Origin of the sequence: Acidovorax sp. SUPP2825, assembly GCF_030158995.1 — a bacterium.
GTDB lineage: Bacteria > Pseudomonadota > Gammaproteobacteria > Burkholderiales > Burkholderiaceae_C > Paracidovorax.
This window is the reverse complement of the sequence record NZ_BQXK01000005.1, coordinates 177,066-195,247: the sequence shown is the minus strand read 5'-3', so window position 1 is coordinate 195,247 and position 18,182 is coordinate 177,066. Positions and strand designations below refer to the sequence as shown.

At 70.2% G+C, this 18,182-nt stretch carries 18 protein-coding genes; 5 read left to right on the top strand and 13 right to left on the bottom strand.

All coding sequences use genetic code 11. From position 1 onward, the window contains the following. Positions 1–25: 25 nt before the first annotated feature. The 12 genes from AVAK2825_RS08685 to AVAK2825_RS08630 form a co-directional block, all read right to left on the bottom strand. Positions 26–268, bottom strand: coding sequence for a BolA family protein (locus AVAK2825_RS08685; protein WP_272567594.1), 243 nt, complete (start codon positions 266–268; stop codon positions 26–28). 37 nt (positions 269–305) lie between these two features. Further along, entirely contained in the window at positions 306–1,061 is a 756-nt protein-coding gene (locus AVAK2825_RS08680; RefSeq protein ID WP_272567593.1) for an ABC transporter permease, read from the bottom strand. Further along, a complete protein-coding gene (locus AVAK2825_RS08675) occupies positions 1,058–2,035 on the bottom strand; it encodes an ABC transporter ATP-binding protein (protein ID WP_284396726.1) in 978 nt (325 codons plus the stop codon). The genes AVAK2825_RS08680 and AVAK2825_RS08675 overlap by 4 nt, the downstream gene beginning before the upstream one ends. 175 nt (positions 2,036–2,210) lie before the next feature. Next, positions 2,211–2,480: an STAS domain-containing protein gene (locus tag AVAK2825_RS08670; RefSeq protein WP_272567591.1), complete on the bottom strand. Its 270-nt coding sequence runs from the start codon at positions 2,478–2,480 to the stop codon at positions 2,211–2,213. 22 nt (positions 2,481–2,502) lie between these two features. Beyond that, a complete protein-coding gene (locus AVAK2825_RS08665; RefSeq protein ID WP_284396725.1) occupies positions 2,503–3,147 on the bottom strand; it encodes an MlaC/ttg2D family ABC transporter substrate-binding protein in 645 nt (214 codons plus the stop codon). A 140-nt stretch (positions 3,148–3,287) separates the two neighbouring features. Beyond that, positions 3,288–4,052 (bottom strand): MlaA family lipoprotein, encoded by a 765-nt coding sequence (locus AVAK2825_RS08660; protein WP_272567588.1) that lies wholly within the window; start codon positions 4,050–4,052, stop codon positions 3,288–3,290. Next, positions 4,049–4,552, bottom strand: a complete 504-nt coding sequence (gene mlaD, locus AVAK2825_RS08655; RefSeq protein ID WP_284396724.1) for an outer membrane lipid asymmetry maintenance protein MlaD — start codon at positions 4,550–4,552, stop codon at positions 4,049–4,051. The genes AVAK2825_RS08660 and mlaD overlap by 4 nt, the downstream gene beginning before the upstream one ends. A gap of 37 nt (positions 4,553–4,589) precedes the next feature. After that, on the bottom strand, positions 4,590–5,372 hold the full coding sequence (gene mlaE, locus AVAK2825_RS08650) for a lipid asymmetry maintenance ABC transporter permease subunit MlaE (RefSeq protein ID WP_272567584.1): 783 nt from the start codon (positions 5,370–5,372) through the stop codon (positions 4,590–4,592). Continuing rightward, positions 5,369–6,187, bottom strand: coding sequence for an ABC transporter ATP-binding protein (locus tag AVAK2825_RS08645; protein WP_284396723.1), 819 nt, complete (start codon positions 6,185–6,187; stop codon positions 5,369–5,371). The genes mlaE and AVAK2825_RS08645 overlap by 4 nt, the downstream gene beginning before the upstream one ends. 207 nt (positions 6,188–6,394) lie before the next feature. Next, positions 6,395–7,186, bottom strand: coding sequence for an amino acid ABC transporter ATP-binding protein (locus AVAK2825_RS08640; protein ID WP_284396720.1), 792 nt, complete (start codon positions 7,184–7,186; stop codon positions 6,395–6,397). Then, positions 7,167–7,820, bottom strand: coding sequence for an amino acid ABC transporter permease (locus AVAK2825_RS08635; RefSeq protein WP_284396717.1), 654 nt, complete (start codon positions 7,818–7,820; stop codon positions 7,167–7,169). Before AVAK2825_RS08635 ends, AVAK2825_RS08640 begins: the two co-directional genes overlap by 20 nt. Positions 7,821–7,993: 173 nt before the next feature. Then, positions 7,994–8,794, bottom strand: a complete 801-nt coding sequence (locus tag AVAK2825_RS08630) for an amino acid ABC transporter substrate-binding protein (RefSeq protein WP_284396713.1) — start codon at positions 8,792–8,794, stop codon at positions 7,994–7,996. 361 nt (positions 8,795–9,155) lie between these two features. Between AVAK2825_RS08630 and AVAK2825_RS08625 the strand changes: the two genes are divergently transcribed. From AVAK2825_RS08625 to AVAK2825_RS08615, 3 genes are read left to right on the top strand one after another with little or no spacing between them, the layout of a single operon-like run. Beyond that, on the top strand, positions 9,156–9,713 hold the full coding sequence (locus AVAK2825_RS08625) for a sigma-70 family RNA polymerase sigma factor (protein WP_284396940.1): 558 nt from the start codon (positions 9,156–9,158) through the stop codon (positions 9,711–9,713). 17 nt (positions 9,714–9,730) lie between these two features. After that, positions 9,731–10,687, top strand: coding sequence for a FecR domain-containing protein (locus tag AVAK2825_RS08620; RefSeq protein ID WP_284396711.1), 957 nt, complete (start codon positions 9,731–9,733; stop codon positions 10,685–10,687). Positions 10,688–10,698: 11 nt separating this feature from the next. Further along, positions 10,699–13,119: a TonB-dependent siderophore receptor gene (locus tag AVAK2825_RS08615; RefSeq protein WP_284396708.1), complete on the top strand. Its 2,421-nt coding sequence runs from the start codon at positions 10,699–10,701 to the stop codon at positions 13,117–13,119. Between the two features lie 7 nt (positions 13,120–13,126). Here AVAK2825_RS08615 and AVAK2825_RS08610 read toward each other — a convergent pair whose 3' ends face one another. Further along, positions 13,127–15,055, bottom strand: a complete 1,929-nt coding sequence (locus AVAK2825_RS08610; protein WP_284396706.1) for a DUF3592 domain-containing protein — start codon at positions 15,053–15,055, stop codon at positions 13,127–13,129. Between the two features lie 204 nt (positions 15,056–15,259). Between AVAK2825_RS08610 and AVAK2825_RS08605 the strand changes: the two genes are divergently transcribed. Together AVAK2825_RS08605 and AVAK2825_RS08600 are read left to right on the top strand one after the other, a co-directional pair. After that, on the top strand, positions 15,260–17,446 hold the full coding sequence (locus AVAK2825_RS08605) for a TonB-dependent siderophore receptor (protein WP_284396703.1): 2,187 nt from the start codon (positions 15,260–15,262) through the stop codon (positions 17,444–17,446). A 356-nt stretch (positions 17,447–17,802) separates the two neighbouring features. After that, complete coding sequence (locus AVAK2825_RS08600; protein WP_272551314.1) at positions 17,803–18,081, top strand: hypothetical protein; 279 nt, start codon at positions 17,803–17,805, stop codon at positions 18,079–18,081. Positions 18,082–18,182 lie beyond the last annotated feature (101 nt).

Genomic DNA, 18,182 nt, shown 5'->3' with positions numbered 1-18,182 from the left:
AAAGTGAGCATTCGCCCGCAGGCCGTCAGGCGCCCTGCGCGGCCCACTCGGCGGGCGTGAAGGTCTTCATGGACAGCGCATGCACCTCGTCGGTCTGCATGCGGGTGCCCAGCGTGGCATAGACGCGCTGGTGGCGCTGGATGGCACGCTTGCCTTCGAACTCGGCCGAGACGATGGTGGCGTACCAGTGCCGTCCGTCGCCTTCCAGCGCGAGGTGCTCGCAAGGCAGGCCGGCGGCGATGAGGTCTTTGAGTTGGTCGGCGGTCATGGATGAACTCGGGGGTCGTGGGTGCGTCGTCGCGTCGTCAATTGCGAATCTTGTAGCCGGTGCGCAGCAGGTGCACCGCCAGCGCGCTGACCAGCAGCCAGGCGATGCCCACGATGCCCAGGCTCAGCCACGGCGACGTGTCGCTCTGGCCGAAGAAGCCGTAGCGAAAGCCGTCGATCATGTAGAAGAACGGGTTCAGGTGGCTCACCGTCTGCCAGAACGGCGGCAGCGACTGGATGGAATAGAACACGCCCGACAGGAACGTCATGGGCACGATCACGAAGTTCTGGAACGCCGCCATCTGGTCGAACTTGTCGGCCCACAGCCCGGCGATCAGCCCCAGTGTGGACAGCAGCGCCGCGCCCAGCAACGCGAACGCCAGGATCCACAGCGGCGCGGCGAAATCGGGCCGTGCGAACGCCAGCGTCACCACGAACACGCCCAGCCCCACGACCAGCCCGCGCACGATGGACGAGCCCACGTAGGCCACGAACCACGCCCAGTGCGACAGCGGCGTGAGCAGCACGAACACCAGGCTGCCCATGATCTTGCTCTGCACCAGGCTGGAGGAGCTGTTGGCGAAGGCGTTCTGCAGGATGCTCATCATCACCAGGCCGGGAATCAGGAAGGCGGTGTAGCTGATGCGGTCGTACACCTTCACGTGGTCTTCCAGCACGTGGCCGAAGATCAGCAGGTACAGCACGGCCGTGAGCACGGGCGCGGCCACGGTCTGGAAGCTCACCTTCCAGAAACGCAGCACCTCTTTGTAGAACAGGGTCTGCCAGCCGGTCATAGGCGCACCCCGCCTTCGGCCGTGGCCTCGGGTCCTTCGGGCGGCGCGGGCTCGCGCGCCGGGTCGGGGTAGCTGCTTTGCGCCATCACGTTGAGGAACACGTCCTCCAGATCGGCCTTGCGGATCTCCACGTCGTGCACCGCCACGCCCGCGGCGCGCAGCACGGCCAGGTGGCGCTCGATGTCCTGCGCGTCCTGCGCGGGCAGCTGCACCACGCGGCCGGTCACCCGGGCGACGGCCGCCAGGGCGGGCGGCAGCGCGTCATCGGTCTTGAAGCGCATCACGTTGGTCGAGGCCCCGTGCAGCAGGTCGGAGGTGGTGGACAGTGCCACCATGCGGCCGCGCTTGAGCATGGCGATGCGGTTGCACAGCGCCTCGGCCTCTTCCAGGTAATGGGTGGTGAGCAGCACCGTGTGGCCTTCCTTGTTCAGGCGGGCGACGAAGTGCCACAGCGTCTGGCGCAGCTCGACGTCCACGCCCGCCGTGGGCTCGTCGAGCACGATGATCGGCGGCTTGTGCACCAGGGCCTGGGCCACCAGCACGCGGCGCTTCATGCCGCCCGAGAGCTGGCGCATGTTGGAGCCGGCCTTGTCGGCCAGGCCCAGGTTTTCCAGCAGTTCGTCGATCCAGGCCTCGTTGTTCTTCACGCCGAAGTAGCCGGACTGGATGCGCAGCGCCTCGCGCACGTTGAAGAACGGGTCGAACACCAGCTCCTGCGGCACCACGCCCAGCTTGCGGCGGGCGGCGGCGAAATCGACCTGCACATCGCTGCCCTGCACGCGCACGTGGCCGCTGGTGGCACGGGCGAGGCCGGCAAGGATGCTGATGAGGGTGGTCTTGCCCGCGCCGTTCGGCCCGAGCAGGCCGAAGAACTCGCCCTCCTCGATATCCAGGCTGACGTTGTCGAGCGCCTGGAAAGGGCCTTTGGGCGTGGAATAGGTTTTGGAGACGGACTGGAAGGAGACTGCGGGCATGGGAGCCGGTGATTTTACGGCGTGCCGGCAACCGGTGCCCGCGCAAGGCGATGGGAAAGGAAAAGAGCGATGGTCGGCGAGTCACGCCCGCACGGCGCTACGGGCGCACCGGGCGGTGCGGCAGCCAGGCACCGGACGGGCCGGGCACCCCGTGCAGGCGCCGCGCCCGGAGGGCTCAGGCAGCCGGCAGCAGCTCGCCCACGCCGTACAGGCCGGCGAGCTTTTGCAGCCCGTCCGGCAGCGACTTCACCTCGAACCGCTTGCCTTCCAGCAGCGCGGCGCGGCGGCAACCCAGCAGCACCGCCAGCGCCGACGAGTCGAACGTGGTCAACGCGCTGGCATCCACCACCAGCAGCTCGTCGCGGTTGGCCTTGAGCCCCTGCAGCAGCATGCGCAAGCTCGCATTGGCCTGGGCATGGGTCAGTTCCGAAGGAAGCACCAGCATCGCGATCGGCTCCGGCGAACGGTCAACCGCCCTTGGCGGCGTTGGCCTTGTTGCGGGCCACCAGCGACTCGATCAGGCCGTCCACGCCCTTGGCATTGATCTCCTGCGCGAACTGGCCGCGGTAGGTTTCCACCAGCCACACACCGAGCACGTTCAGGTTGTAGATCTTCCAGCCGGCGCCGTCGCCGGGCGTCTTCTCCAGGCGGTAGTCGAGCTGGATCGGGTCGCCACGGCCCTGGATCTCGGTGCGCACCAGCACGTCCTTGTCGTCCGCAGCCATGCGCAGGGGCTTGACGGTGATGGTCTGGTCGTTCACCTGGCTCAATGCGCCCGAATAGGTGCGCACCAGCAGCGTCTTGAACTCGTCCTGCAGCCGCTTTTGCTGCTCGGGCGTGGCCTGGCGCCAGCCCGGGCCCACGGCCGCGGCGGTCATGCGGCGGAAATTGACGTGCGGCAGGATGGTCTTGTCGACCAGCGCCATGATCTTGTTCACGTCGCCGGCCTTGATGCTCTTGTCGTTGCGGACGGTTTCCAGCACGTCGGCCGACAGGCGCTTGACCAGCGCATCGGGGGCTTCTTCGGCGGCCAGGGCGGCCAGCGGGGCGCCCAGCCAGAGCACGGCAGCGGTGCAGAGGGCGGCGTGGCCCAGGGTGCGTCGATTCATCATCAGTGTCGTTCCTTCCTCGGGCACGCCCAGACGGCGTCCCTTCGATTCGTTCATTCTCGGGTCGGGCCGGCGCCCAGATGCGTCGGTCCGGTGCACGGATGCAAGCAACTGCAACCGCGCCGCGCAAAGGCCGAGGCCCGTCAGCGCGCCGGCTCTTCGGGCAGCTTGCCGCCGCCGTCGTCGTATTCTTGCTCGCCGCTGGTGGCCGGCGCGCCGCCTTCCTGGCTGCGAACCTGTAGGAACACATCGCGCGTGAAGCTGTACTTGTCGAGCGCCGCGGTGTCCAGCACCGAGCTGGCGCGCAGCAGGTTGGAGCGGATGTTCACCACGCGCAGGGCATACAGCGAATTGCGCGCCGACACCGGGTCCACGTACGAGACGAGGTCGCCCTTGGCATCGACAGGCAGCGCCAGCGTGTCGCGCACGGTGGACGGGCCCAGCAGCGGCAGCACGAGGTACGGGCCGGTGGGAATGCCCCAGTGGCCGAGCGTGAGGCCGAAGTCCTGCTTGGCGCGGTCCACGCCCATTTCGCTGGCCACGTCGAACACGCCCCCTAGGCCGAACACCGTGTTCACGTTGAAGCGCACCAGGCTGTTGAGCGCGCCCTCGCCGCGCAGCTGCAGCAGGTTGTTCACGAACGACCAGGCATCGCCCAGGTTGGAGAAGAAGTTGCTCACGCCGGTGCGCACGGGCGCGGGCGTGATGTCGCGGTAGGCCGTGGCGACCGGCCGCAGGATGATCGAATCGACGTTGTCGTTGAAGTTCGTCATGCTGCGGTTGTAGGGCTCCAGCGGGTCACGCGGGTTGGCCCCGGGGCCGCTGGCGCAGCCCGTCAGGAAGAGCGCGCCCAATGCCAGTGCGCTGCCGTGGGCCAGGGCCCGTTTCATGGTCGTTGTTGTCGTCATTTTTTGCCACCTGTGCTGGAGGAAGGCGCGCTGCTGCTGTTGCCACCGCCCTCTGCCTTGCCATAGAGAAATTGTCCGATCAGGTTTTCCAGCACCACGGCCGACTGGGTGGAGGAGATCTTGTCGCCTTCCGCCAGGTTGGCCTCGTCGGCACCGGCCTGGATGCCGATGTACTGGTCGCCCAGCAGGCCGCTCGTGAGGATCTTGAGCGAGCTGTCCTTGGGGAACGCGTAGCGCTTTTGCAACTCCAGCGTCACCTTGGCCTGGAAGCTCTTGTCGTCGAAGGTGATGGACTGCACGCGGCCCACCACCACGCCGGCGCTGCGCACCGCCGCCTGGGGCTTCAAGCCGCCGATGTTGTCGAACAGCGCGGTGACCTGGTAGCCGGTCTGGAAGTTCAACTTGAGCAGGTTGGCCGACTGCAAGGCCAGAAAGACCAGCGCCGCGCCGCCCAGCAGGACGAACAGGCCGACCCAGATATCGTTCTTGGAATGCTGCATGTGTGTGTTTCCTAGGGGTTGCGGGCGTGCGGCCCCGTCAAATACTGAACATCAGGGCGGTGAGGACGAAGTCCAGCCCCAGCACGGCGAGCGACGCCATCACCACCGTGCGCGTGGTGGCCCGCGACACGCCTTCGGGCGTGGGCTTGGCAAGGTAGCCCTGCAGCAGCGCGATGAACGTGACGGTGACGCCGAACACGAGGCTCTTGAGCACCCCGTTGCCCACGTCCTTCCACACGTCCACGCCGCCCTGCATCTGGCCCCAGAAGGCCCCGCCGTCCACGCCGATCATGAGCACGCCCACGATCCAGCCGCCGATCACGCCCACCGCGCTGAACACCGCGGCCAGCAGCGGCATGGTGAACACGCCGGCCCAGAAACGCGGCGCGAGGATGCGGCGCACCGGATCGACGGCCATCATCTCCATGGCCGAGAGCTGCTCGCCCGCGCGCATGAGGCCGATTTCGGCGGTGAGCGAGGTGCCCGCGCGGCCGGCGAACAGCAGCGCCGTGACCACCGGGCCCAGCTCGCGCACCAGCGACAGCGCCACCAGAAGGCCCAGCGATTCGGCCGAGCCGTAGCGCTGCAGCGTGTAGTAGCCCTGCAGGCCGAGCACGAAGCCCACGAACAGGCCCGACACGGCGATGATGGACAGCGAATAGTTGCCCAGGAAATGGATCTGGTCGCGCACCAGCCCCGGGCGCTGAAGCGTGGGGCCGATCAGGGCCACCAGCCGGCCGAACAGGCGCGCCGCGCGGCCCACGCCGGCCAGGTGGCTGCGCACCGCGAAGCCCACATCGGAAGGACGCCACCAGCTCATCGCGCACCTCCGGGGGTCGGGCCGAAATCCTGCGCCACGTCGGGGCCGGGGTAATGGAACGGCACGGGGCCGGTGGGCAGCGCGTGCACGAACTGGTGCACCAGCGGGTCGCGGCTGGCGCGCACCTCGTCGGGCGTGCCCTGCGCGGCCACGGTGCCGGGGCCGAGCACGATCACGTGGTCGGCCACGCGGAAGGTCTCTTCCACGTCGTGCGAGACGATGAGGGTGGTCAGGCCCATGGCGTCGTTCAGCTGCCGGATGAGCTGGGCCGCCGTGCCCAGGGAAATGGGGTCGAGCCCGGCGAAGGGCTCGTCGTACATGATGAGTTCGGGGTCCAGGGCGATCGCCCGGGCCAGCGCCACGCGCCGGGCCATGCCGCCCGAGACCTGGCTGGGCATGAGGTCGCGCGCGCCGCGCAGGCCCACGGCGTTGAGCTTCATCAGCACGATGTCGCGGATCAGCTCCTCGGGCAAGTCGGTGTGCTCGCGCAGCGGAAAGGCCACGTTCTCGAACACGCTCATGTCGGTGAACAGCGCGCCGAACTGGAACAGCATGCCCATGCGGCGCCGCGCGGCGTAGAGCGTGGCGGCATCCATGCGGCCCACGTCCTGGCCGCCGACCAGCACCTCGCCCTGCTGCGCCCGCTGCTGGCCGCCGATGAGGCGCAGCACCGTGGTCTTGCCGCCGCCGGAGGCGCCCATGAGCGCCGTGACCTTGCCGCGCGGCACGGACAACGAAACGTCGCGCAGGATGTCACGCTCGCCGTACGAGAACGTCACGTTGCGCAGTTCGACCAGAAGTGGGTGCTCAGGCATTCAGAGGGGATGAAGAAGGGGACCAACCGGTGATTGTCGCGGGTCAGGGCAAACCCCGGGCATGCGATGGTAACGCAAACATACATGCATGGATGTTTGCAAAAATCCAGGGGGCAAGAATGCTCATTTTTCGATAGCTACATGCCCTAGTGATGATTGCCCTGGAAGCCGATTTGGCTTGGATTTTTACCGGCCACCCAATGCTGGTCAAAGCATGCTGCGAAGAAATGCCTGGGTGCGCGCATGTTGCGGATTTGCGAAAAACGCCGCCGCCGGGGCCGATTCGATCAGCTCGCCCCGGTCCATGAACACCACGCGGTGGGCCACCTCGCGCGCAAAGCCCATCTCGTGGGTGACGACCAGCATGGTCATGCGGTCGCTGGCCAGCTCGCGCATGGTGCGCAGCACCTCGCCGGTCAGCTCGGGGTCGAGGGCGGAGGTGGGCTCGTCGAACAGCAGGATGTCGGGCTCCATCGCCAGCGCGCGGGCGATGGCCACGCGCTGCTTTTGCCCGCCCGACAGCCGGCCGGGAAAGTGGTCGCGCTTCTCTGATAGGCCCACCTTGGCCAGCAGCGCCTCGGCGCGGGCCACCGCGGCCTCGCGCGGCATGCCGCGCACCACCATGGGCGCCTCGATCAGGTTCTGCAGCACGGTCAGGTGCGGGAACAGATTGAACGACTGGAACACCATGCCCATCTTGCGGCAGATGCCGCGCACGCGGGCCTCGGGCACGTAGGTGCAGCGGCCCGCCGCGTCGGTGGTCGCCAGCGCCTCGCCTTCGATGGCGATGTGGCCGCTGTCGATGGTCTCCAGGTGGTTCAGGCAGCGCAGGAAGGTGCTCTTGCCCGAGCCCGAGGGCCCGATCACCGCCACCACCTCGCCGCGCCCGAGCGTGAGCGACACATCGCGCAGCACCGGCGTGCCGCCGAAGGCCTTGTGCAGGCCGCGCGCCTCGATCATGGGCACCGCGCCCGCCGCGTCAAGCGTCGTGTCTGGCATAGCGTTTCTCCAGGCGCTGGAAGCCCCAGGTGAGCACCAGGGTCATGGTCAGATAAAAAGCCGCCGCCACGATGAACGGCGTGGTGGTGAAGTCGCGCTGCACGATGCCGCGCGCGGCGCGCAGCAGGTCGTTCAGGGCCAGCACGTAGATGAGGGAGGTGTCCTTGACCAGGGTGATGGTCTCGTTGCTCATGGGCGGCAGGATGCGGCGCACCATCTGAGGCAGCACGATGCGGCGCATGGTCTGGCCGTAGGTCATGCCCAGCACGCGGGCGGCCTCGTACTGGCCCCGGTCCACCGACTGGATGCCGGAGCGGAAGATCTCCGCGAAATACGCCGCGTAGTTGAGCGCGAACGCCACCACGGCGGCGGGAAAGTCGGGCAGCCGCACGCCGATGACCGGCACGAACGGCAGCGCGAAATAGATGAACAGCATCTGCAGCATGAGCGGCGTGCCGCGCATGAGCCAGATGTAGCCGTTGACCAGCCCCGACAGCGGCGCAAAGCGCGACACGCGCGCCAGCGCCAGCGCGAGGCCGAGCGGCACGGCCAGCACCAGCGTGATGGCGAAGAGCTTCAGCGTGACCGCGGCGCCCTGCGCCATCGGCCCCAGAAGGGAGAGAACGTAATCCATGGAGTCGCGACGATTCAGTGTTAGCGCAGGGAGCGGCCGTTGCCCTGGCGCGGCCCAAAGCCAGCGGCAGCCGCGCAAGGGCCGCCCCGCAGCGCCGGCTGCGTCCCCCTTCCCGCATCGCGAAGCGATACGAGAGAAGGGGGAAGGCGCGCAGCGCCTCAGGGGGTTGTTCTTTATTTAAGGATGTTCTTGCCGAACCACTGCGTGGCGATCTTTCCGGCCGTGCCGTCCTGCTTCATGTCGGCCAGGGCCTTGTCCAGGCGGCCCTGCAGCGCGGTGTCGTCCTTGCGCACGCCCACGCCGTAGTCTTCGGTGCCGAAGTGCTCGTTCAGCACGGCGTAGGCGCCGGGCTTCTTGGCCACGTAGTAGCGGCCCACCACTTCATCGACCACCACGGCTTCCAGGCGGCCGGTGGACAGGTCCATCAGCGCCGTCACGTTGTCGCCGAAGGTCTTGAACTCCTTGAACGACTTGAACACGGCGTCTTCCTTCTTGACCGCATCGACCGCGCTGCTGCCCTCCTGCGCGCCCACCACCTTGCCGGCCAGATCGGCCTTGGCCTTGATGGGGGACTGGGCCGCCACCACGACGATCTGGTGGTTCTCCATGTACGGCGCGGTGAAGGCGATGTTCTGCTTGCGCTCGGGCGTGATGGTCAGCCCGTTCCACAGCGCATCCACGCGCTGGCCGGACAGCTCGGCCTCCTTGGCGCTCCAGTCGATCGGCTTGAACTCCACCGCCACGCCCATGCGCTTGGCGGCTTCGCGCGCCATGTCGATGTCAAAGCCCACCAGTTCGTTCTTCTCGTCGCGAAAGCCCATGGGCGGGAAGTTGTCGTCCAGGCCCACCACGATCTTGGTGGCGGCGGCCGGTGCGGGGGTGGCGGCCGCAGCGGGCTGCGCGCTGTCGTTCTTGCCGCAACCGGCCAGCAGGGCGCCCAGGGACATCAGTAAAACGGCTGCAATCTTTTTCATGGCGTATCGGGTGTTCCAGAGAGACGAAAAGCAATGCGCGCGGCGGCCCGGGACAGCGGGCGGCCACGCGCGAAGGGGGTGGGACCAGGCCGGTATTGTCTCCGACCGCGCGAAACGCGCCCCAAGGCGGTGCAGGGCGCGCCGGCAGATGAGAACCAAAATGGCCTGCAGCACAATCATCACTAGGGTATATCGCTATCAATTAAATAGCAAATCAAAAGCCCGAAGGGTGCACCAGAAGGCATCCCGGCCCGGGCAACGGGCCCGTGGACGGGCCACCGCCCAAGGATGAGATAATGCGACACATTCTCATTGACCGCCCACCGGGCGTTTACCCATCGGATTCCCGCCCGTGGCTCCCGTGTCCGCCGCCCACCACGCCGCCGCGCCTGCCCCCGGGCCGGCCGAAGAAATCGGCCGCCTGTACGGCGCGCACCACCGCTGGCTGCTGGGCTGGCTGCGCGCGCGGCTGGGCTGCCCCGACCAGGCGGCGGACCTGGCGCAGGACACCTTCGTGCGGCTGCTCGCCCACCGGCTGGGCGCCGAGGCCGGCACCGAGGCCGACGCACACGCCACCACGCCGCGCGAGCCCCGGGCCTACCTGGTCACCGTGGCGGGCCGGCTCGTGGCCAACCACTTTCGCCGGCTGTCGCTGGAGCGCGCCTGGCTCGACGCGCTGGCCACGCTGCCCGAAGCGCAGTTGCCATCGGCCGAGCAGCACGCCATGGCCCGCCAGGCGCTGCACCGACTGGATGCGGCCCTGGCCGGCCTGCCCGAGCGCGCGCGGCGCGCCTTCCTGCTGTCGCAGATCGAGGGGCAGGACTACGCCCGCATCGCCGCCACGCTGGGCGTGACCGAGCGCAGCGTCAAGCGCTACATGGCGCAGGCGTTCGAGGCCTGCATCCTGGCGGTGGATTGAGCCCCGCCGCCGCACCTTTGCCCCCGGACCGCGCCGCCGTGCGCGCGGCGGCGCAATGGCTGGCCCGGCTGCATGCCGGCGACGCCACGGCGCAGGACCACGCGGCCTGCGAGCGCTGGCGCACCGAACACCCCGAGCACGAACGCGCCTGGCAGCGCGCGCAGCGCATGCAGGCGCAGCTGGGCCTCGTCAGCCCGCCGCTCGCGCAGGCCGTGCTGGGCCGGGCGCGCGGCAACGGGCGCCGCCGTGCGCTGCGCGCGCTCGGCGGCCTGGCCGTGGCGCTGCCCGCCGCGCACCTGGCCTGGCGCCAATGGGGCGAGGCCTTCACGGCCGACCACCGCACGGCGCGGGGCGAGCGCCGCGACCTCGTGCTGCCCGACGGCACGCGCCTGTGGCTCAACACCGCCACGGCCATCGACGTGGCCTATTCGCCCGCGCAGCGCACCGTGCGGCTGCTGCACGGCGAGGTGCTGGTGCAGACCGGCGCGGACGCCGGCGCGCCCGGCCACCGCCCCTTCGTGCTCGCCACGCGCGAGGGCGAACTGCGCCCGCTGGGCACGCGCTTCGTCGCGCGCGACGCGCCGGACGGCTGCCGGCTCACGGTGCACGAAGGCGCCGTGGCCGTGCGCACCTTGCAGGGGCTGGCGCAGACCGTGCCGGCCGGGCAGGCGCTGCGCTTCACCGCCGGCCGGATCGCGCCGATCGCGCCCGCCGACCCGTTCGCCGGGCGCTGGACCGAGGGCCTGCTGGTGGCGCGCAACCAGCCGCTGGGCGAGTTCCTCGAAGACCTCGCCCGCTACCGTGCCGGCGTGGTGCAGTGCGACCCGGCCGTGGCCGCGCTGCGCATCACCGGTGCCTTCCAGATCGACCGCAGCGACGCCGTGCTCGACGCCCTGCCCCGCACCCTGCCGGTGCGCGTGGCCTGGCGCACGCGCTACTGGGCGCGGGTGCTGCCGGCCACCGTGCAGGACTGATGGCAGGGCGAATGGCAGGGCTGCGCACGCGGGCGGGCTGCCTGGCGCTGTGCCTGCTGGCGGGCGCGGCCGCGGCGCAATCACCGGCCCCCGCGCCGCGGGCGGTCGAACTGCCCCCGGGCCCGCTGGCCGACCGCCTGCCGGCCCTGGCGGTGCAGACCGGGGCCTCGGTGCAGGCCGATGCGGCGCTGCTGCGCGGCCTGCAGGCGCCCGGCGTGGCGGGGCGGTTCACGCCCGCCGAGGCGCTGGCGCGGCTGCTGGCGGGCACGGGGCTCACGGCGGCCGAGGAAGCGCCCGGCGTCTTCGTGCTGCGGTCCGCAGGCGCAATGACCACCGCGTCGGCCCTGCCCGGGCCGGACGCCGCCGTGCTGCCCGTGGTGCGCGTGACCGCCCTGCGCGAGGCAGGGGACACCGACGCCCTCTGGAGCGGCAGCGGGCGCGGGGCCGGCGCCGCCACGCGCACGGCCACGCCCGCGCTCGCGGTACCGCAGGCCATATCCACCCTGCCACGCCCGGCCTTGGACGCCCTGGGCGCCACGCGCCTGGACGACGCGCTCGACTACGTGCCCGGCGTGTCGCGCCAGAACGACTTCGGCGGCACCTGGGACAACATCGCCCTGCGCGGCTTCGCGGGCCACGAGGACACCGGCATGAGCCTGCTGCGCAACGGCATGGCCGGCAACCGGGGCTACAACGCGCCGCGCGACACGGCCAACGTGGAGCGCTTCGAGTTCCTGCGCGGGCCCGTGGCGGCGCTGTACGGCGTGTCCGAGCCCGGCGGCACGCTCAACGTGGTGACGCAGCCCGCGCCGTGGGAGCCGCTGCGCACGCTCGAGGCGAGCCTGGGCCGCTGGAACGCACGGCGCGCCGTGCTCACGCTGGGCGGCCCGGTGGATGCGTCGGCAGGCACCGCGCCGGAGTCTGGCGAACCCGCGCGCATCGCCTACCGCCTCACCGCCGTGGCCGAGGACAAGGGCAGTTTTCGCGAGCATGTGCGCACGCGCCGCGACATGCTGGCGCCGGCGTTCACCTGGCGTCTCGCCGAGGCCACCACGCTGCGCTACGACGGCGAATGGCTGCGCCAGCGCGCGCCGCTGGACCGGGGCGTGGTGGCGCTCGGCGGGCAGGTGGGCACCGTGCCGGTCACGCACTTCTATGGCGATCCCGGCGACGGCGACCTGGCCATGGTCAACCAGACGCACCAGTGGCTGCTGGACCACGCCCTGGCCCCCGGCTGGCGCGTGCATGCGGGGCTGATGGCACGGCGCGGCACCATGGTGGGCTTCACCACCTACGGCCACGGCTACGGCGAGGCGCTGGCCGACCTGGAGGCACGCGGCTGGCTGTGGCGCCAGCGGCGCTGGCGCGATTTCGCCTCCAGCGACCGCTCGGGCCAGCTCGATCTGCAGGGGCAGTGGGAGGCGGGCGGACTGCGGCACACGCTGCTGGCGGGGATGGAGGTGTTTCGCTTCCGGCTCTCGCAGGTCATGCAGCAGTCGCCGGCCGGCACCTGGCAGGCCGATGGCATCGACGTGCGCCAGCCCGTGTACGGCGACGAGCGGCCGGCGACGCAGGATTTCCTGTCCACCGACGAGCACCAGCGCGGCCTGGGCCTGTACCTGCAGGACCAGATCGAACTGGCGCCGCGGTGGCAGGCGCTGCTGGGCCTGCGCCACGACCGCTTCCGGCAGGCCGTGGACGACCGGCTGGCCGGCGGCACGCGGCGCCAGTCGCAGGGCGCCCTGTCGCCGCGCGCGGGCCTGACCTGGCTGCCCGTGCCGGGCTGGGCGGTGTATGCCAGCGTCGGCGCCTCGTTCCGCCCGAACGTGGGCGTGGACGTGCAGGGCGGCGCCTTCGCGCCCGAGAAAGGCCTGGCGCGCGAGATCGGCGTGAAGTGGCAGCCGCCCGAGGGCCCCCTGTCGGCGTCGCTCGCGCTCTACGACATCGCCAAGCGCAATGTGCTCGTCACCGACCCGCAGCACCCGGACCACAGCGTGGCCGCCGCCCGCGTGCGCAGCCGGGGCGCGGAGTTCGAGCTGGCGGGCCGGCCCGCGGCCGGCTGGAGCGTGGTGGCCGGCGGCGCCTGGCTGCAGCGGTCGCTGCCGCAGTTTCCGCGCGCGAGCGGCAGCCTGCTGGTGGTGCGCGAATGGGCGCTGGACGGCAGCGCCGGCGGAGCGGGCGGGCACACCGTCGGCCTCGGGGGCGGGCTCACGCACGTGGGCGAGCGCACGGGCGATGCCGGATCGCCCCGGCTGCCCGCCTACTCCACCACGCGGCTGCTGGCGCACTGGCAGGCAGGGCCCACGCTGCGCCTGTCGCTGCAGGTGGACAACGTGTTCGACAAGCGCTACTACGCCAGCGCCTACAACCGCGTGTGGGTGGTGCCCGGCGCGCCGCGCCACGTCACGTTCACGGCCAGGCACACGTTCTGACCGCGGACTAACCGCCCCACAGGCACCACGCCAGCACAGCCAGCGCGGCCAGGGCACCCCAGGTCGGGCGCGAGTGGCCCATCGACGCGGGCCGCTGCGATCCGGGGGTGAAATGGCCCTGCCGGACCCGCCAGGCCTGGGCGATCGCCTGGCCCACGGCCGTGGCGGCCTCGGTGCCGGCGATGCCGGGCGTGAGGCGCACCCGGCCCCCTTCGGGCACCGGCGCGTACAGCGCGAAATAGGCCTTTTCGCTGGGGCCGCTGCCCGTGACCCGTTGCAGCGCGCGGACCAGCGCCTGGGTGGCCTCGCCCGGCACCACCCGCGCGTGCGACCACAGCCAGGAGCGGCGCTGCACGATTAGGCCGGCGTCCTGCACCGCCAGCGTCCAGCGCCGGGATGCGGCATGCAGCAACGCCACCGCCAGGGCCCATCCGGCGCCTGCGGCCAACGGAGTGCGCCACCCGGCGGCCAGGGACACGCCCAACCCGTCCAGGGCCACCGCGCCAAGCGCCACAGTCACCAGCACGATGCCGGCCACCCAGGTCCAGCCGCCCGGGCGAAAGACGAAGTGCCAAGCGTGCCGGGTTTCCTGCAGCGTGACGGCGGGCGGCAGGAACATGGGGGCCTCGTCATCCTGCTCCGCGCCCAGCCCCGCCGGGCGGGCGCTGACGGGAACGGGCGTGCCCTTCCAGGCCGCCCGGCGGTCGAAGCGGTCCGGCGGCTCCCCTGACAGGGGCTGCGCCGCCGCCTGGACCGGCACGTCGCACGTCAACTCCGGCGCGCCTTGCGGCGTGCGCAGCAGGTCCAGCCGCCATTCCACGCGCTCGCCCGAGCGCCGGGCGCCACTGGTCGGCGCATCGGGCGGCACCAGGAAACGCGCCGCCAGCCGCAGCCGGCCGCCGCTGGCCGGCTGCATCGCCACGGGCTCGGCGAAAGACTCCACGCACCGTTCGGGTGAGCCCGAACTCGCCTCGTCCACCCGGTACTGGGCCAGTCGCAATTGCAGGCTGTGCCCCTGCATGCGGGGCGCGGCACGGGCCGGCACCACCAGCGCCACCTCGACCGGATGCCCTGCCAGCGGCCGCGCGGGCTGCAAGGCGAGTCCGGTGCCCGCGTACCGCCAGGCCAGGTACGTGACATGCCCCGAGTACCACTGCAGCCCGATGCCCACCAGAGCGCACAGGCCGACGACCCCCTTGACGAGCCACGGAATATGGGGATCGGGCCACAGCAAGGCGGCCATCGGGACACTGAAGCCGCACCAGAACAAGGCGATGAGCCACAGGATGCCGAGGGATCGGCGTGCCGTGTGACCCGGCGGGGGCGCTGGCCCGTCCGACAGGGACGCGGCATCGGCCTCTTCGCGCGAGATCCTGCGCCAGCGCAGCAGGACGAAGACGAACACCCAGGCCGCCACCAGGCCCACGCCGGTGAACACCAGGGCAAAGGGCAGGCGAAACAGCTGCAGGCGCCAGCGGATGGCAGGGTCGATCAGCGATTGCGATGGTTCGGCCGGGTTCACCCACGCGGTGACGGTGTGCCCGCTGGCCTGGGCGTTTTGCAGCCGCGCGAGCCACCGGCGGTGCCAGCCGTCGAAGTCCATCGATTCGCCGTGGCCTGTCGGGTCCAGGCCCACGCGGGTGCCTTCATGGGACTTGCCGTCCACGGCGTAGCGGTAGCGGGCCTGCACTTCGAACGCGGGCCCTGCGCCGCTGTCCGGACGGCGCTCGTCCCGCCGGAGTTCCGCGGCGAGGACCTCGGCCGGCACCGGCTGCCAGCGGTGGTGCACCTCCCACGCCAGGCGCAGGGTGCTGACCAGGGGCCGGAGCCCGAAGGTGTAGCCAACCACGCCAAATCCCATGGCGAAGACGGCGCTGAACGCCAGCATTGCCAGTCGGGTGCCGATGCTGCCTGCCCTCGTCCGCTCTCTGGCCACGGGTTCTCCTCGTCGATGTCGTTTTTATGGCTGAAGAATATCAAGCCCCGCGCCGCCAAGGGCCGCATGGCTGGGCGCGAAACGCCCCGGCGCGGCGCGCGCGCAACACTTTGCAAACATCGATCGAAACAAAGTAAAAAGGCTGTCCCCTTTCCGGGGGGCTGCGTGTCTTCTTCTCGATAACCACCAACGAGAGAAGCGCCGATGCACCGCCACCCGACCCCTGACCAGCGATTTCCGATCCCCCCGTCCGCCGCCCGCAGCCCGCGCCGCTCGCTGCTGGCCGCTGCCAGCCTCGCGGCCCTGGTGCAGGGCACCGCCCTGCCCGCCTTCGCCCAGGCGCCCACGGCTGCCGAGCCGCAACTGCCCGCCACCGAGGTCGTCGGCCGCCAGCAGTCCGGCCAGTACCACGCCCAGGAATCCGAGGGCGCGACCAAGACCGACACGCCGCTGCGCGAAGTGCCCCAGGCCGTGCGCGTGGTCACGCGCCAGCTGGTCGACGACCTGGGCGCCCAGCGCCTCGATGACGTGCTGGACTACGTGGCCGGCGTTTCGCGGCAGAACAACTTCGGCGGCATCTGGGACAATGTGGCCATGCGCGGCTTCGTGGGCCACGAGGACATGGGCATGGGCCTGCTGCGCAACGGCATGCCGGCCAACCGCGGCTTCAACGCGCCGCGCGACACCGCCAACGTGGAGCGCTTCGAATTCCTCAAGGGCACCATGGGCGCGCTGTACGGCAACAGCGAGCCGGGCGGCACGGTGAACGTCGTGACCAAGCCGCCCCTGTTCAAGGCCGCGCATTCGGTCGAGGCCTACTACGGCACGCACGACGCCAGGCGCATGGCGCTGGACAGCACCGGCCCGCTGAACGGCAGCGCCACCGAGCCCGCCACGCTGGCCTACCGCCTCAACGTGTCGGTGGAGGACAAGGACAGCTTCCGCGACTTCGTGCACAGCCGCCGCGAGCTGATCGCCCCGGCCATCACCTGGAAGCTCGGCCCCGACACCGTGCTGCGCTACGACGGCGAGTGGCTGCGCCAGCGCGCGCCGCTCGACCGGGGCGTGGTCTCGGTCAACGGCCAATTGGGCGCGGTGCCCACCTCGCGCTTCTACGGCGAACCCGGCGACGGCGACATCACCGTGGACAACCAGACGCACCAGTTCTTCCTGGAGCAGGCGCTGTCGGCCGACTGGAGCCTGCGCGCCGGCCTGCAGTACAAGCGCAACACGCTGGCCGGCCTGGCCAGCGAATCCCACCAGTACGGCCCGTCGCCCTGCCAGACCTCGGTCGAGGCCAGCGGCTGGCTGTGCCGCCGGCTCATCCGCCGCGACTTCCGGTCCGACGACACCACGGTGCAGCTCGACCTGAACGGGCGCCTCACGACCGGTGCCTTCCAGCACGAGCTGCTGGTCGGCGCCGAGGTGTCGCGCTTCGACATGGACCAGACCATGCTCACCCAGGCGGGCGGCGGCCGCTTCGGCTACGGCATCAGCGTGGCCAACCCGGTGTACGGCGCCGCCGCGCGGCCCGCGCTCACGGCCCGCGCCATCGACCGCACGGTGGAAGACCGCACCACCGCCTTCTACGTGCAGGACCAGATCAGCCTCACTCCCCAGTGGAAGCTCCTGGCCGGCGTGCGCCACGACCGCTACCGCGGCGAGATCGACGAGCGCAGCACGGGCCGCGTCACCACCCAGGACCCGAGCGCCACCTCGCCGCGCCTGGGCCTGACCTGGCTGGCCACGCCCGAGGTGTCGGTCTACGCCAGCGCCGGCCGATCGTTCCGCGCGCAGGCCCAGACCACCGCGTCCGGCCAGCAGATCCAGCCCGAGATCGGCACCGCGCGCGAGCTGGGCATGAAGTGGCAGAGCGCCGATGCGCGCCTGGGCGGCAGCGTGGCGCTGTTTGACATCAGCAAGCGCAACACGGCCACCTGGGACGACGACGGCGTGTACCTGGTGCCGGTGCCCGGCAAGGTCCGCAACCGGGGCCTGGAGGCCGAACTGGCCGGCTGGGTCGCGCCCGGCTGGCGCGTGGCGCTGAGCTACACCTACCTGGACGCCGACCCGCTCATCACCCAGTTCGCCCGCCAGAGCGCCAGCGCCTTCGTGACGCACGAAATGGCGCTGGCCGGCGGCGGCCTGCTGGGCGTGGGCGGCGGCTTCACCCACGTGGGCGAGCGCCGCGGCGACACGGGCGAGCCGCGCCTGCCTGCCTACACCGTGGGCAAGCTGACCACTTACTGGAACCTGGACAAGCGCCTGCGCGTGTCGCTGGACGTGGACAACCTGTTCGACAAGACCTACTACCACAGCGCCTACAACCGCGTCTGGGTCATGCCGGGCAGCCCGCGGCAGGTGACGGTGGGCGTGCAATACAAGTTCTGAGGACTCAGTGCCAAAACAGCCTCCAGCGCAATGAATGCGCCGGCATATTGCTCATTTTTTCATAGCAATCCAAAACGGCGCCGCAAGGTGCCGTTTTGCTTCCAAGGCGAAAAAACGCACCGCGCACCGATCGCAGGGCTTCGAGAAATTTCAGAACGTTTCAGGACCTCTCAGCCCCCGTTAAGGGCAGAAAGAAGGCCTGTCGCCAGAATCCGTGGCTGGAAACGAAGCGATCAAAGAATCACCAAGAATTCAAAAAAAGCGCTCTCCGGTGACGAATGGACAGCCAGAAACGGAGGCTCGCACGTTTTTGGCTTCACTCAAGCAGCGACCAAACTCTAGAGAGGATGAGCGACATGTCGAACAATCTTGCAGGCGGCTGGACCGGCTTCAATTTCGAACTCACCGCAGAGGCCAAGAAGGTCTTCGCGGAAGCCGTGACCCTGGTGGGGACCAAGTACACCCCGTTCGCCTTTGCAACCCAAGTGGTCGCCGGCACCAACTATTCGTTCCTGTCCCAGGCCCAGAACGTGCTGCCCAACGCCCCTGTGCGCGTAGTGAAGCTCCACATCTACCAACCGCTGCCAGGCCAAGGCCAGCCCCACATCACCCAGATCATCGAAATCACCCCCTGATTTCGGTAGGAGAGGGAGGTCAGAGAAAAAAAGAGAAAGGAAAGGGCGACCGGCGCTGCGCCCCAAACGCTGGCCTTTCCACGAAAGCCCCTGCCGTTCGG

Excerpts from the sequence above, each read along its gene's own strand:
- mlaE (WP_272567584.1), bottom strand. The coding sequence starts at position 5,372 with ATGAGCTGGTGGCGTCCTTCCGATGTGGGCTTCGCGGTGCGCAGCCAC.
- AVAK2825_RS08660 (WP_272567588.1), bottom strand. The coding sequence starts at position 4,052 with ATGACGACAACAACGACCATGAAACGGGCCCTGGCCCACGGCAGCGCA.
- AVAK2825_RS08630 (WP_284396713.1), bottom strand. The coding sequence starts at position 8,794 with ATGAAAAAGATTGCAGCCGTTTTACTGATGTCCCTGGGCGCCCTGCTG.
- AVAK2825_RS08640 (WP_284396720.1), bottom strand. The coding sequence starts at position 7,186 with ATGCCAGACACGACGCTTGACGCGGCGGGCGCGGTGCCCATGATCGAG.
- AVAK2825_RS08670 (WP_272567591.1), bottom strand. The coding sequence starts at position 2,480 with ATGCTGGTGCTTCCTTCGGAACTGACCCATGCCCAGGCCAATGCGAGC.
- mlaD (WP_284396724.1), bottom strand. The coding sequence starts at position 4,552 with ATGCAGCATTCCAAGAACGATATCTGGGTCGGCCTGTTCGTCCTGCTG.
- AVAK2825_RS08605 (WP_284396703.1), top strand. The coding sequence starts at position 15,260 with ATGCACCGCCACCCGACCCCTGACCAGCGATTTCCGATCCCCCCGTCC.
- AVAK2825_RS08680 (WP_272567593.1), bottom strand. The coding sequence starts at position 1,061 with ATGACCGGCTGGCAGACCCTGTTCTACAAAGAGGTGCTGCGTTTCTGG.
- AVAK2825_RS08675 (WP_284396726.1), bottom strand. The coding sequence starts at position 2,035 with ATGCCCGCAGTCTCCTTCCAGTCCGTCTCCAAAACCTATTCCACGCCC.
- AVAK2825_RS08635 (WP_284396717.1), bottom strand. The coding sequence starts at position 7,820 with ATGGATTACGTTCTCTCCCTTCTGGGGCCGATGGCGCAGGGCGCCGCG.
- AVAK2825_RS08665 (WP_284396725.1), bottom strand. The coding sequence starts at position 3,147 with ATGATGAATCGACGCACCCTGGGCCACGCCGCCCTCTGCACCGCTGCC.
- AVAK2825_RS08645 (WP_284396723.1), bottom strand. The coding sequence starts at position 6,187 with ATGCCTGAGCACCCACTTCTGGTCGAACTGCGCAACGTGACGTTCTCG.
- AVAK2825_RS08615 (WP_284396708.1), top strand. The coding sequence starts at position 10,699 with ATGGCAGGGCTGCGCACGCGGGCGGGCTGCCTGGCGCTGTGCCTGCTG.
- AVAK2825_RS08600 (WP_272551314.1), top strand. The coding sequence starts at position 17,803 with ATGTCGAACAATCTTGCAGGCGGCTGGACCGGCTTCAATTTCGAACTC.
- AVAK2825_RS08685 (WP_272567594.1), bottom strand. The coding sequence starts at position 268 with ATGACCGCCGACCAACTCAAAGACCTCATCGCCGCCGGCCTGCCTTGC.